The sequence below is a fragment of the Nostoc sp. genome (genome assembly GCF_036917395.1).
Classification (GTDB): Bacteria; Cyanobacteriota; Cyanobacteriia; order Cyanobacteriales; family Nostocaceae; genus Nostoc.
In genome coordinates this window covers 87209-101343 of record NZ_JBALDI010000074.1, presented here as the reverse complement: position 1 = coordinate 101343, position 14135 = coordinate 87209, and the positions used below count along the sequence as shown (strand labels likewise).

General features: G+C 39.4%; 13 protein-coding genes. 2 read left to right on the top strand and 11 right to left on the bottom strand.

Annotated features, from left to right (window positions below; translation table 11 throughout):
• Positions 1-368 precede the first annotated feature (368 nt).
• The 11 genes from V7K46_RS25455 to V7K46_RS25405 form a co-directional block, all read right to left on the bottom strand.
• The gene (locus tag V7K46_RS25455) at positions 369-1061 is read right to left on the bottom strand and encodes an HAD family hydrolase (protein WP_335118107.1); all 693 of its coding nucleotides are present in this window, start codon (positions 1059-1061) and stop codon (positions 369-371) included.
• Positions 1062-1132: 71 nt separating this feature from the next.
• Entirely contained in the window at positions 1133-1450 is a 318-nt protein-coding gene (locus V7K46_RS25450; protein ID WP_335118111.1) for a GNAT family N-acetyltransferase, read from the bottom strand.
• A gap of 116 nt (positions 1451-1566) precedes the next feature.
• Positions 1567-2661 (bottom strand): 4-hydroxyphenylpyruvate dioxygenase, encoded by a 1095-nt coding sequence (gene hppD, locus V7K46_RS25445; RefSeq protein ID WP_335118105.1) that lies wholly within the window; start codon positions 2659-2661, stop codon positions 1567-1569.
• Between the two features lie 106 nt (positions 2662-2767).
• Complete coding sequence (locus V7K46_RS25440) at positions 2768-3472, bottom strand: SDR family oxidoreductase (protein WP_335118103.1); 705 nt, start codon at positions 3470-3472, stop codon at positions 2768-2770.
• Between the two features lie 79 nt (positions 3473-3551).
• On the bottom strand, positions 3552-4838 hold the full coding sequence (locus V7K46_RS25435) for an IS1/IS1595 family N-terminal zinc-binding domain-containing protein (protein ID WP_442939873.1): 1287 nt from the start codon (positions 4836-4838) through the stop codon (positions 3552-3554).
• 184 nt (positions 4839-5022) lie between these two features.
• A complete protein-coding gene (locus V7K46_RS25430; RefSeq protein ID WP_335118099.1) occupies positions 5023-5802 on the bottom strand; it encodes a phosphate ABC transporter ATP-binding protein in 780 nt (259 codons plus the stop codon).
• Between the two features lie 1026 nt (positions 5803-6828).
• Entirely contained in the window at positions 6829-7608 is a 780-nt protein-coding gene (pstB, locus tag V7K46_RS25425) for a phosphate ABC transporter ATP-binding protein PstB (RefSeq protein ID WP_335118097.1), read from the bottom strand.
• A gap of 37 nt (positions 7609-7645) precedes the next feature.
• Positions 7646-8527 carry a phosphate ABC transporter permease PstA gene (pstA, locus tag V7K46_RS25420; protein WP_335118095.1) on the bottom strand — a complete coding sequence of 294 codons (882 nt, stop codon included), beginning with the start codon at positions 8525-8527 and terminating at the stop codon, positions 7646-7648.
• Positions 8528-8601: 74 nt separating this feature from the next.
• A complete protein-coding gene (pstC, locus tag V7K46_RS25415; protein ID WP_335118093.1) occupies positions 8602-9600 on the bottom strand; it encodes a phosphate ABC transporter permease subunit PstC in 999 nt (332 codons plus the stop codon).
• A gap of 184 nt (positions 9601-9784) precedes the next feature.
• Positions 9785-10828: a phosphate ABC transporter substrate-binding protein PstS gene (pstS, locus tag V7K46_RS25410; protein WP_335118091.1), complete on the bottom strand. Its 1044-nt coding sequence runs from the start codon at positions 10826-10828 to the stop codon at positions 9785-9787.
• 196 nt (positions 10829-11024) lie between these two features.
• Entirely contained in the window at positions 11025-11978 is a 954-nt protein-coding gene (locus tag V7K46_RS25405; protein ID WP_335118089.1) for a stage II sporulation protein M, read from the bottom strand.
• A gap of 80 nt (positions 11979-12058) precedes the next feature.
• Here V7K46_RS25405 and V7K46_RS25400 point away from each other — a divergent pair, with 80 nt between their 5' ends.
• Both V7K46_RS25400 and V7K46_RS25395 read left to right on the top strand, forming a co-directional pair.
• Entirely contained in the window at positions 12059-12904 is an 846-nt protein-coding gene (locus tag V7K46_RS25400; RefSeq protein ID WP_335118087.1) for a hypothetical protein, read from the top strand.
• A 45-nt stretch (positions 12905-12949) separates the two neighbouring features.
• Positions 12950-13732, top strand: a complete 783-nt coding sequence (locus tag V7K46_RS25395; RefSeq protein ID WP_335118085.1) for an RDD family protein — start codon at positions 12950-12952, stop codon at positions 13730-13732.
• Positions 13733-14135: the final 403 nt, after the last annotated feature.

The following is a 14135-nucleotide window of genomic DNA, read 5'->3' as shown; positions in this document are numbered from 1 at the left end:
GAAAATATTACACCAGAGGTGATTGTTTCTCTCACCTCTTACGACTTTATTCTTGAAGCTTTATTTAGCGCAGCTTCATAAAGAATTGGTATAAGAGATTTTACTATACAAAAGCTGTCCCTCTCCGACTGCCAGAGCGACAGACTTGAACTAAAGTTCAAGGCAGGGAGAGGTTTGTTGAACTCACGTTGATTAGGTTTTAAGAATGTTGGCTGAAAACCCCTAAGTTGAAACCCAAAAAGACTATTTGGCTATAAGAGAGAAAATTTATTTCCTGGAGAGTAATTGGCATAATTGAGATTGATGCAAAAGGCAAAGACAATAAACGAATGCCGATTAATTCAATCTGTTGCAGTTACACAGCCTTTCTAGACAAGGTGTTTAGGTTTTAGGACTAAATCTACAGCAGCGCTGAAATCCTTAACGATTAAGTCGGGATGGTAAAGTTCCAATTGGGTGCGATCGCGGATGCCAGATTCTACAGCCATCACCTTAATACCATAATTTTTAGCAGCGGTGATGTCGGCTTCGGTATCTCCCACCATCCAGATATCAGTGGCGGGGGGCAGTTCTTCTAATGCCCTAGCCATTAACAAGGGCTTATCTTCAATATCGCGAGTTTTTACGTAGTCATTAGTCAGGCAATAACAACGATTTTCCGGAAAAAATCTCCCTAAATCGTGTTTTTGAAAGGCATAATCTAGTTCTCGAAATCGGCGCATGGTCATAACTGCCAAATCAATTCCAGCTTGTTGAATTTTTAACAGTGCATCCACAGCACCAGGCGCGAGAGTATCATAATGAAAGTAAGGTTCTGTATGTACAGTTTGCCGCCGCAACTGGGCAAATTCTTGTGCTTGGGCTTCGTCTAACCCTGAATTTAAGGCGATTTGTTTTTCGGGAACACGCGATCGCTTTAACTGCCAAAATTCCGCTTTCGGAAGTTCTTGCACTACTTGGTCCAGACGACGGGTTTTCTCCAAACAGAATTGATAAACACGGTAGTACCGTTCGGAAACATCAATAATTGGGCCGTCGAAGTCAGTAATTAGTCTTAGCATCGGCGGAAAAAGTTAATTTTTATTAAAATTATCTCAGATATATGGCTATTTTTCGAGAGAATCAAGTCTATTTAAGGGTTTTTTTGTAAACTCTTTTTAAGAAAGTATCGACGATGACCTGGAGGAAAATCTTCTAACTCTCCAAAAACTTCATACTCCAAGTGCTGATAAAATTTGGGAGCTTGGAAACTGTAAGTAAAAAGATATGCGTTTAAGCAACCACGATTAACAGCCTCTTGCTCTGCCCCCGAAAGAAGTGCTTTTCCATATCCATAACCTCTTAACTCCTCTGCAATCCAGAGAGTACCGATATGGAACCATCCTAAGCCGATAAAACCCTCCAAGCCGCCCACTACCTTTTCTTTTGAATCATGAAGTAATAGAAACAGTGGCGTATATTGCTAATCTCCAATCTTGCCTACATTAAATTCCTGAAGTTGCTTGTCTACAAAATCAACTTGTTTAGAGTGTGGCTGAATTTCAATTAATATTTTGCACTCAGGCATCATTGCAGGGTACCGCGTTTGATTTGTTCGCTTTCAATGGCTTCAAATAAGGCGCGAAAGTTACCTTCGCCAAAACCTTTAGCTTGGAAACGGCGTTCAATAAACTCAAAGAAAAATGTCGGCTGTTCAAAAATGGGCTGGGTGAAAATTTGCAATAGTAAAGGCGCGGTTTGTTGTGCCCCTAAAGGAGGATATTCTTGCCAGTCCACCAGAATTTCCTGTTGAGCGATCGCTTCCAGTTCTAGAGGTGATAGGGTGAGTCCTGGACGCTGTTTTAGCTGTGAGTAGTAGCTTTGGGGAACTGAGAGTAAAGATAAACCACTGGCACGAAATTTAGCGATCACACTCACAAGATTGGTCGTCCGCAAGGCAATATGTTGAATTCCTGGCCCCCGATTGACATCGAGAAACTCCTGAATTTGGGAATTGCTGGAAGCTGGTTCATTAATTGGCAATTGGACTAGAGCGTTGCGCGAAACCATCACCTGGCTGTGTAAACCAGAGCGATCGGTTTTAATTTTAAATGCCTGCTGGGGTTGAAAATCTAAAATGTTTTCGTACCAAGCGACGGCACGTTCCAATTCACCAACTGCCACGTTTAATACTATATGGTCTATGGCGGTAATTGAAGAGGACACGGGGACACGGGGACACGGGGACACCGAGAGTTCTTTCTTTGCATCGCCTATTCCCACTTCTGGACAGCGCTTTTCGATCAACGTATGAGTCAGTCCACCCCAGGCGGCAATTTTGCCACACTTGAGGAATGCCGTACCCACCTGGCGTTCCTGGATGGGTTGTAGGATTGTAGCACCGTGCATTTGAGCTAGTGCGATCGCCCTTTCAACATCTTCGACAGCAAAAGCAACATCTGCTACACCAGGTGGATATTGAAGTAAAAACTCAGCTACTGGACTTGTGGGTAATAGTGGTGAAGATAGAAAAAAGCAGACAGCACCACTTTTCACCACTTCTGTACAAGTGTGAAACGAACTGATGCTCTTGGCTACTGCTTGAAAACCAAGATGGTGTACAAACCAATCCCGCCATACTTTGGCGTCTTCTACATAGAAATGAACGTGATCAATTTTCATAAATACTGAAAATCAAGCATAACAGCTTATATGTCTGTAAATTTTGCCTTTTTTGCTAGATTTTCATGTCTTTACCAGGCAAGAATTATGTAGACGTACTCCCACTCTAAAAGAACAGATGACTATCAGGTTGAATGTTAATTTCCATTGGCACAGCTTGCGGTTCGGCAGAAAGGGCAAAAAAAATTGCATTGGCAGCAGTTTCAGGACTAAGCATTTTTTTTCGGTCTACTTTTAAGTTCACGTTATCCCAGAAAGGAGAATCTACCCCACCAAAGTAGAATAGCGTGAACTTGATACCAAAACGCTTGAGTTCCTCTGCCATGCATTTACTGAAACCGACAACACCAAACTTAGAAGCAGAATAAGCCGCTGCCATTGCCATCGAATGCTTGCCCAGAATTCCTACTAAATTACAGATGTGACCAGACTTGCGCTTTTGCATCTCTTCAGCAGCCGCCTGAGTGGTGTAAAAGCTGCCTTTTAAATTGACATCCAGCATCTTGTCTAAATCATCTGGTTCCAGGTTGTTGTAAGGCTTGAGTATACCAGCGCCAGCTGCATTCACCAAAATATCGATTTGACCAAACTCAGCGACGGTCTTTTTTATCAAAGTATCTACTTGTTGGGGGTCAGTAATATCGGTGGGAACGGTCAAAACTTGCCCTGGTAAATCAGCGGCCAGTGTTGTTAAACGAACTGCATCTCTGGCAGCCAGTATCAACCGGACTCCGGTGGGCGCAAGTTTGTGTGTTAATGCTGAACCAATACCACCAGTAGCACCGACAACAACAACGACTTTATCCTGCATCGTATTATTTACATTTATTTACATCTTTTTACATAATACTGAATTACAGCTTAGGTTGTACGTAGATATCCAGAAGTATTTACTTGCACAGTAGCGGCGTTACCTCATATTCCTTGCCACTCGCCTTTAATCTAAATGTGGGAGATGATTCTAGATATTTGGTAAAATTGGAACCTAACTTTAATTTTTTAATAATTGAATTAGGAGATTCTCCAGTTATTTTCTGTATCTCTGTACCTAGCTTTGACACAGATAATTTAGTTTTAGGAGAATTTTTTTGGAGATGTTGAATTATTTTCAACAAAAATTTATCTAATGTTTCTCCATCAGAAATTTTAGCAAAATCTTCTTGTTTTTCCTGTTGAATAGATTCTGTAGATAACTCTTCTGGAAGAGAAATTATTTCCTCAACTTGTGGCTGCTTTTGATTATAGTTGATATTGATATTGCATCTTTCTTGAAATAAACTAGCAATAGCTGCTAAACTATGTAATTGAGCATTGATTGAATCTTGTTCGTTTTTAATTAAATCTTGAATTTGCTCAACCACTTTTTCAAAGGATGGAACTTTTGTTGCCATTAATAAGGAATAATGAGTTAATTTGCCAGTATTCCGGTTTTCTATATGCAAATTTTGTCCTTGTCTACGTACCCAATAGACAATTAATCCTTGATTTTGGAGTTCGTTACAGAGGTGGATCAAAATTCCATCGCTAGAACAGACCAAGATTTCTTTAGCTGTTGGATAAGAGCGTAAAATACAAGCACCAAGTGCGATCATTTTTGCATCAGCACTATCCTTACCCTCAGGCACATGGACAAGTTGATAGCCACGGTTATATAGTTCAATATCTTGCTTCCCAATACTTTGATTTCTCCAGTTAGCAAATGCGATTTTAACTTGGAGAGGATACTTACAGACACTGGCTAAAAATAATTCTGAATTAATATCTAATTTTAAGTTTTCCGCATCCAAAAGTAGAAGGGAAATTCCTGTTTCTAATTGATGTTGAATTTCAGTTTTTTGTTGAAATTTTTTGATCAATTGACTGAATACAGCAGATTCTAGCCAATCAGGCGATAATATAGTTTGCAGCAGTTCTTCAGCTAATGTAAAACTAAAAGAGCTAAGGCTTTTCTCTGTAACTTTTTCTTCTGATAGGTTTTTTACTAAAGAAAGTTCTCTAGTTTCAGGTATAGATATTTTAGGATGCCCGTTGCTGTTAGCAAGCAAGTCACTTTCCAGGGAACGAGGGAATGCAGGCTCAAGAAATTGTTTACCACAATTTTTGCAGAGGTAATTCTGCTTGTCATTCCTACGACCATTTTTACGATATAAAGTAGATTCGCACCGGGGACATTTCATCTTCTAATTCAGGTGGTCTAGAGCAAATACTGTTTTTAAGTATATAGTATCAAAAAATACTGTGAACGTCAGTTTATATTGCCCAACACAAGATCAACTCAAAGCAAGCAGAAATTAACTTTAACCTTAATTTACGCTTGCATTATGTCGTAGCCCTCTAAATAGCTAGAATTTAAGAAACACTTCAATTCATGCGGGCGAAAACGTAGTCGCGGGTGCGAGAATCCACGGGGTTAGTAAAGATTTTATTTGTAGTACCAAATTCAACCATTTGAGTAATGCGATTTTCATTACTACAAAAGAAAGCCGTAAAATCAGATAGGCGAGGAACTTGCTGCATATTGTGAGTAACAATCACAATTGTTAACTCAGAGCGCAAGTTATGGATCAGATGTTCAATTTTCATGCTACCGACAGGATCAAGGCCTGAACAAGGTTCATCCATCAACAGAACGTTCGGTTTGACTGCTAAAGCACGGGCAATACATAATCTTTGTTGTTGACCGCCAGAAAGCTCTAAAGCAGATTTGTGCAGCTTATTTTTCACCTCATCCCAAAGTTCAGCAGCCTTGATGGCAGATTCAACAATCCCATCTAATTCTACTTTCGGATGCCATCCAATTAATTTCACCCCATAGGCGACATTATCGTAAACGCTCATGGGAAAAAGATTTGGCTTGGGAAAAACCATACTAACTTGGCGACGTAAGCGATTGATGTTGATACGACGCTCATAAATACTCTGTCCAAAAAATTCTACTTTTCCTTCAACCCTCACTTCTGCTTCTAATTCACTCATGCGATTTAACGATTTAAGAAAAGTAGACTTGCCACAACCACTAGAACCAATAATTGCCGTGACTTGGTTTTGGTAAATATCCATTGACACGCCTTCAACTATCTTTTGAGTGTCATAATATAAGCTGAAGTTTTTGACTCTGATGGCTGGAATTAGTTTACTCATATTCCTAAAACGTGTGAAACAAAACTTGACAAAGTAAAGCAGTAGAAATCAGCGGCGCTGTTTCACTATGTTACTCCCAAAAGGAGATGTTCATGGAAATTACCTAGCTATACAGCAGATAAACTGTTAGTATTTATATTAAGACTGTATCCAAAAATTTCTCTTTTACAGACTTTTTATACCTACCTTTCGCACCTTGACCTATATACTATCCTTTCCTATAAAAAGGATTCGGACTGGTTCGACTTAAAATAGCTATGTAGAAATAAAAATATTAATATCATATACCCTTTATGGGTAGTCAAACAATTTTGGATTTTGGACTTCGGCTCCTTTCGGCAACTCTTAGAGACGCTCTTGCTAGCTTGCTTCCCCGTAGGGGTACGCTCAAGGCAAGTCGCTCAGTCGAACGGTTTTAGATTTTAGATTGACCCTATGCCTGTATTTTGCGCGTTCCCGCTCTTTAAGCGGTTACTCTGAAAAAAGAATTTTAGTAGGATTTACGCATTGACAGGAAAGACCAAATATGAATTTTTTTAAAAACCGCATCTGTCGTAGAGGCACAGGTCTATTTACCATCAAAGAATGATTAATAAAAGCCTGAAACGATCTATTTTGGTAAATGCATACCATGATTGATTTATACAGAGCGTAAGTCTTAAGTGGATGGGTGTAAATAAATTTAATATGGACTATCATTGCGCTCGCCTCTGGTCTGGTAGAGATGCTACGCAAACGCAATGAGATATTATATTTAATTATGCTTGCCTACTTATTTAGATTTTGGATAATAGAATTGTTCTCGCGTTTAAATTCGTTTTATCCTGGTACGGACGCTGCACCAACAGACCTTTTTTAATTTTGAATCTTTTAATTCCATTATCCAAAATTTAAACATCGTAAATTCGGTGAGGAGCTAGTTTATCTGTAAAGATGAATTAGTAATTTTTTCAAACCACACTTTAATAAGTAGCCTTTGGTATCAGATAGGTTGACAAAAATTATTAAGTCACGCTAGGACATACCTTAACCGAAACGCCCTGAAATGTAATCGCGGGTGCGGGGGTCTAGTGGGTTGTTAAAGATTTGCTCTGTAGCACCAAATTCAATCATTTGACCAATGCGACTTTCATCGATGCTAAAGAAAGCCGTAAAATCAGAAACGCGAGCGGCTTGCTGCATATTGTGGGTAACGATCGCAATTGTCAACTCAGACTGCAAACTATGGAGGAGTTCCTCAACTTTCATGGTAGCGATGGGGTCAAGAGCCGAGCAAGGCTCATCCATCAGCAGAACTTTCGGCTTGACTGCTAAAGCACGGGCAATACATAATCTTTGTTGTTGACCACCAGAAAGCCCTAAAGCTGATTTATCCAGCTTATCTTTCACTTCATCCCAAAGAGCAGCGCTTTTAAGTGCAGATTCGACGATTTCATCTAATTTTAATTTTGAATACCTGCCTGCTATTCTCATACCGTAGGCAACATTTTCGTAAATACTTATAGGAAAAGGATTCGGTTTTTGGAACACCATACCAATTTGACGGCGTAACCGATTGATGTTGACACGAGGAGCATAAATATTCTGACCAAAAAATTCTACATCTCCTTCGACTTTCACAGGGCCTTCTAATTCACTAATACGATTAAGAATTTTGATGAAGGTAGATTTACCACAACCACTAGGGCCAATAATTGCAGTTACTTGATTTTGATAAATATCTATTGACACCTTTTCAATTGCTTTTGTTGTGCCATAATAAAAACTGATATTTTTAACTTTGATAGCTGGAATTAGGTTATTCATACTTGCCCAAGCTGCAAAACAAAACAAAAATTTATTTTTACTTGATTCTTCTCTGGCTAATAACTAAGCGAGAGAGAATACTCACACATAAAATTAAGCCAAGTAGAACTATAGAAGTAGTCCATACTAATTGGCTTTTTTGTGGGTCGGGGTCGTTGTAGAGGTTAAAAATCAATACTGGTAAGGAAGCTGTTGGACTTAACAATCCTTCTGACCAATCTAGACTAAATAAAGCAGTAAAAATTAAGGGTGCTGTTTCACCAGCAGCACGAGCTACAGCTAATAAAATGCCTGTAGTAATTCCGGGAATTGCAGCAGTGACAACGATGCGAAAGGTAGTTTGGAAACGAGTTCCGCCTAAAGCAGCAGAGGCGAGGCGTCCAGATGTGGGAATCAGTTTTAAAGATTCTTCTGTTGTCAGTATAATCACAGGTAGCATAATCACGGCTAAAGCAAAACCACCTGCGATCGCACTAAATCCTTTAGTAAGCAAAACTATCACACCATAAGCGAATACGCCTACAACAATTGAAGGCACGCCTGTAAGAATACTACTGATAAAACGAACAATACCAGCAATTGGATTAGTTTCACCAAATTCCGCCAAGAAAATTCCTGTCATTATCCCTGTGGGGATGCTTAAAAGTGAACCAATTACTACCATGATTATGGTTCCCAGGATGGCATTTCCAAAGCCATTGTCAATCACTGCTTTGACAAACATATCTGATTGAAGTCCAGATATTCCCCGGACGAGAATTTGCCACAAAATTGATATTAAAGGAATGAGTGCTAGACCTGTCAAACCAAAGGCGATCGCATTCATTGCATAAGTAAATATTACTCGTTCTCTTGGCAGAGGATTGCATAATTCTATCGCCAGGGATTCATCAGTTTCTGACTGGATATAACCACTCATATTATTTACAAATTTTGATTGATCAACGTCTTGCTATACTGAAGTATTTGTGGCAATTTTAAACTGAAATAGTGTTATGTATTTTTCCTCCTAAACCATTTCACCAAGAGTACAGCGCTAAGATTTACAGCTAGAGTCAACCCAAACAAAATCAATGCCAAATAGCTTAAAGCGCCTATATGCAACCCCGGTTCAGCTTCAGCAAATTCATTAGCTAATACAGAGGGAATTGTATAAGCTGGATCGAGTAAAGAAGCACTGATTTGAGCCGAGTTACCAATCACCATAGTGACAGCCATTGTTTCACCCAGAGCACGTCCTAAGGCGAGCATTGCTGCACTCACCATTCCCGAAAATCCAGCTGGTAGCAAAACCCGAAAAATTGTTTCCCAACGGGTGCTACCCAAAGCCATAGATGCACTACGTAATTCTTTAGGAATAGCCATTAAAACATCACGAGTAATTGCTGCCATTGTAGGCAAAATCATGATGGCTAGAATAATTCCAGCAGTTAACATATTAGTCCCAGAAGGGTCTTCTGTATTAAACAGTGGTATCCATTTAAAAGTGCTGGCTAGCCACTTTTGTAGAGGTTCTAGAACTGGAATAAAGACAAAAATCGCCCACAAACCAATAATGACACTGGGAATTGCTGCAATTAATTCAACAACAAATGCTAAAGTTGTTCGTAGCGATGAAGGTAATAAATTTTCACTCGTGACTAGGGCTACTGCTATTCCGACTGGTACAGCAAATAAAATAGCGATCGCACTACTTACCAAAGTTCCATAAATATAGGGTAATGCACCAAAAATCTGATTACCTGTATCCCAATCTTGGCCCCACAAAAACCCCAGTCCAAACTGCTTAATGGCTGGTAATGCTTCGTGTAAAATTACCCAACTCATCAAAAATAGCACTGCAACGGTAATCACGGCAAAAAAGTGTACTAGCCGGGTAAAACCTTGGTCAAACCAAAAATTTGTACCGCTGATAGCTGTCAAATTAAAATTTTCATCGCCTAGATTTAAATCATCTGATGAATTTCTGTCGGCTTCCGATGAATTTATCATTACAAATCAATAAAATAGATTTTTTTCTTATTAATAGAGTGAGTTGTCAACTCACCATACTAGACCATCGATTCAGTAATCAAAAACCTAACCCCCCAGCCCCCAACTCTTGTAGGGTTGGGTGAGAGGTTTTTCCAAGATTACGAATCGATGCTCTAAGAGAATAAAGTAGTAAGATTGCAAATTAAGGTTTGACAGAGCTATTCACTGTCTGAAGTACACGATTTGCCACATCAGATGGAATCTTGGTGTAGTTGAGGTCATCGTTATATTGTTGACCGTCTTTCAATACCCAATTAATCCATTTCTTAATAGCATCAGCTTTAGAAGCATTAGCATACTGTTTGTAAACCATAATCCAGGTAAGACCTACGATGGGATAACCTTGTCCTGGATCTCCTACAAAAACGCGGTAGTTGTTTGGGAAAGTAACAGTTGACAAAGCTGCATTTGCAGATTCTAAAGAAGGAGCAACAAATTCTCCTCTCTTATTTTGTACCAGCGCTGATTTCAGATTGTTTTTGACAGCGTAGGCATATTCAACATAACCAATAGAACCAGGAGTACGAGATACTAAGGCAGCTACGCCTGGGTTGCCTTTGCCTTTGAGGACGTTTGGCAGATTCCATTTTGGAGCAGTGTTAGTTCCAACTCTACCTTTAAAATAACCGCTGGTAGCACTTAAGTGGTTAGTAAAAATGAAAGTTGTACCGCTACCATCGGCGCGAACAACGAACTTAATTGATTGATTTGGTAGATTGACACCCGGATTATCAGCTTTAATTTTTGCGTCATTCCATTTGGTAATTTGACCTGAGAAAATTGCTGGTAATGTACTGCGGGACAATTTCAGATCATTAACGCCTGGAAGATTGTAAACCACAGAAACGGCACCGCCTGCTGTAGGTACTAAGATTACACCGTTCTTGACTTTAGCGATTTCATCATCTTTCATTGCAGCATCACTACCACCAAAGTCAACAGTTCCAGCAGTGACTTGACGAATACCACCACCACTACCAATTGCTTGGTAGTTAATTTTCAAGTCTGGATATTTATTCTTAACTTCACGAGCATAGCGTTCGTAAAGCGGAGCCGGAAAAGTTGCTCCTGCACCATTAAGAGTTTCAGCTTGTGCGATCGCACCAAAAAATTGACTGAGTGCAACAGAAGTGGTCACCACTGAAGTAGCGACGACACGATTCAAGATGGTGGTCGAAAAAATCATATTAACCCTGATTCAAGGAATATTTTACTGCTGTAATTTCAGCCTTAAATTAACTTACATTTTTTATAGTTAACGATGAATAAACAAAAGATTAAGGTGCGTTTAACTTTTACTTACAAACACAAAAACTTTTATTTATTAATATTAATATTAATTGAGCTTTGCAATTTACCAATCCGCCGCCATCTAAATTATTTCATGTTTGCTTGCGGCTACAATACATTACCAAAAGTATAAATAATCCTATTCCTGCCAGATATTTAATCGGCTCAGGTACGCTGGGATTAGGAGAAAAAAAGCCTTCGATCGCACCAGCAATAACTAACATTGGTACAATCCCAAATATTAGCTGCACTGCTTGAAAACCATAGAATTTCAGTGCATCACCACGGCGATATTTACCAGGAAATAAAATTGCTCTTGCTAATAAAAATCCTGCACCCCCAGCAAAAAAGATGGCGGGTAATTCTAAGGAACCATGCGGAAACACAAACGCCCAAAAAGGATAAGCCAAATTATTTTGACCCACCAAAGTACCAACAGCACCAATCAATAAGCCATTAAAGACCATTAAGTAGGCTGTATATGCTCCAGCCGTCATGCCACCAGCAGCAGCACCAAAAGATACTGACAGATTATTGATCATGATACCGCTGGATGCCAGAGGTTCAACGCCAACAATTGACCCCATCCACAATTTATGCTCATCTCGCACCTTGGTAATCAAACTTTCAGGTACTATCAACGACATAAAGCTAGGATTTTGCCAGGAATACCACCAAGCTACTACTGCCCCCAGTAGAAACAGCGCCGTTGCAGCAGCAATATATGCAAATGTTTTCTGGACTACAGATGGTAATCCCCAACGGTAAAATTCTAGGATTGCCTGCCATTCCTGTCGCCGCGAACCTTGGTAAATCTGCGTATAGGCACGAGTTGTTAAAGATTGTAAACTTTGTATCAAAGTATTGCTGATTTGCTGGGTACGGGCACGAGCTAAATCTGCCGCTACTGAACGATATAAACTCGCTAACTCTCTAATTTCTGTTGCTTGTAGGGACTTTAGCCCTTTTTTTTCTATCTGCTTTAATAGGGCATCCAAACGCAGCCAATTCGGTTCTCGTCGCGCAATCCAACGTTGAATATTCATGAATTTTGGGAACACTGAGTTTAACTTAGCTTAAGATATCCTCAAATTCATCTCCGTACTTTCAAGGGAAAGTTGCCATTATGTCTGAAAGTTTTGGATCTCCCGGTCAGATACAACCACTGAGTGTAGGAAATGTTGTCAGTGCTGCGGTACGATTGTATCGTTCTCATCTGAAGACTTATCTGAAACTGGCTTTAATTGCTCACTTGTGGATTATAGTTCCGATCTATGGTTGGGCAAAATATGCAGCCATTTCTGGACTAATTTCACGCTTGGCTTTTGGAGAATTGATTTACCAACCTGAAAGTGTCCAAGCTGCCAGGAGGCATGTTAATCCGCGTCTGTGGTCATTTTTAAGAGTTGGTTTTCAGGTAGGAATATCAATACTTTTAATTTATTTTGGACTGGCGATCGCAGCTGGTATCTTGGCTGGCTTGCTGGGAGTAGTATTAGGAAGGATATTCGGTGGTAGTACAGGCGTTATAGTCGTAACTACATCGGTAATAATCTTTACAGTAATTCTACTGTTGGGACTAACCTGGTTCTACTCTCGTTGGGTAATAGCTGAAGTACCACTAGCAGTTGAGGAGAAAATTAATGGTAGCGAAAGTGTTGCTAGAAGTTGGGAGTTAACTAAAGCTTCGGTACTTCGCATTCAGGGCGTTGTTTTAGTTGCTTTTTTAGTTACACTGCCGTTAGTGTTTGTATTAAACTATATACCTAGCTTATTCCTGATAAAGCTTGAGCAAGGTACTATTATCTACTGGATTGTGTATGTTATTTCTTTGATCGGCAGCTTAATAGGTGGAGTTTTTGTGATGCCATTCTGGCAAGCGCTAAAAGCTGTTTTATACTTGGACTTGCGGACTCGGCGTGAGGGTCTAGGTTTGCAGTTACGAGAACCTCCCTCACAAGATTTTCGTTAACTCAACACCTTAATTCAACTCTATTAATTTTCAATTAGTTAAAATATGCGCTTTTTTAATCGCATCACATTCCAGACTCCAGAAAGTGTAGAGTTGGAATTCACTTTAGCAGGAATCGGCAATCGAGCTTTGGCACTGCTGATTGACTATACAATCTTGATTGTAACCTTGCTTCTGTTTGTCCTTACTTGGAGTGTCTTATCGACGCAACTCTTAAATTTTATTGAAGAGATTTTTACTAATGGCAAAAATTTAGGAGTTTGGTTCTTAGCAATTTTCTTCATTATCGCCTTTGCAATTTATATCAGCTATTTTGTATTTTTTGAAACCTTATGGTTTGGGCAAACCCCTGGTAAACGGGTTTCTAAAATTCGCGTGGTTCGAGATGACGGTAGACTCATCGGGCTACAACAAGCAACGCTACGTGCCTTACTCAGACCTTTTGATGAGACTTTGTTTATTGGCGCTTTTTTAATTATGTTGGGCCCTCGAGAAAAGCGTTTGGGTGATTTGGCAGCTGGCACAATTGTGATTCAAGCCCAAACACCCACTGCATCTGCAATGACAATTTCAGAACAGGCAAAGGTACTCAATCAGCAGTTACTAGAAATTGCCGATTTATCGCAATTGTTGCCCGATGATTTTGCTGTTATTCGTGAGTATTTACAGCGACGTGGTGCAATGTCATTAAAAGCAAGAGCTTCACTATCTCTAAAGTTAGCCGAGCAAGTTCAAACTATTATTAATTTAGAAAAGCTACCAGAAGCTGTTACACCTGATGTATTTTTAGAAGCTATTTACCTCGTTTATAAACAACCAGAATTTTGATATAAAAAACTAGTACAGCATGGCATAAATCCAGCTACTATCTCAATTAACTAGACACCAAAGGGATAATTCCTCTTTTCTCTGTGTTCTCTGCGCCTCTGTGGTTCAATAAATTTACTTTTAAACCGCAGAGGCACAGAGAACGCAGAGAGGAAAGCAGAGATTTTATGAGTCACCTTGAAAGGGCTAATCCTATAATTTTATATTGGGTAACATAATTTGATTTATTCTTGCCTACTTACTGAATATTAAACAATAATTCAAAAGTTAGAATTCAGGAGTCCGAATAGTTAAAGAATCAGAAGAATATTTGATGAATGAATATACCGATCATACTAAACTCCTGATAAATCCTGACTCCTGAATGCTAAATTCTTACGTTTATTGTGAAGATGATCCGCGA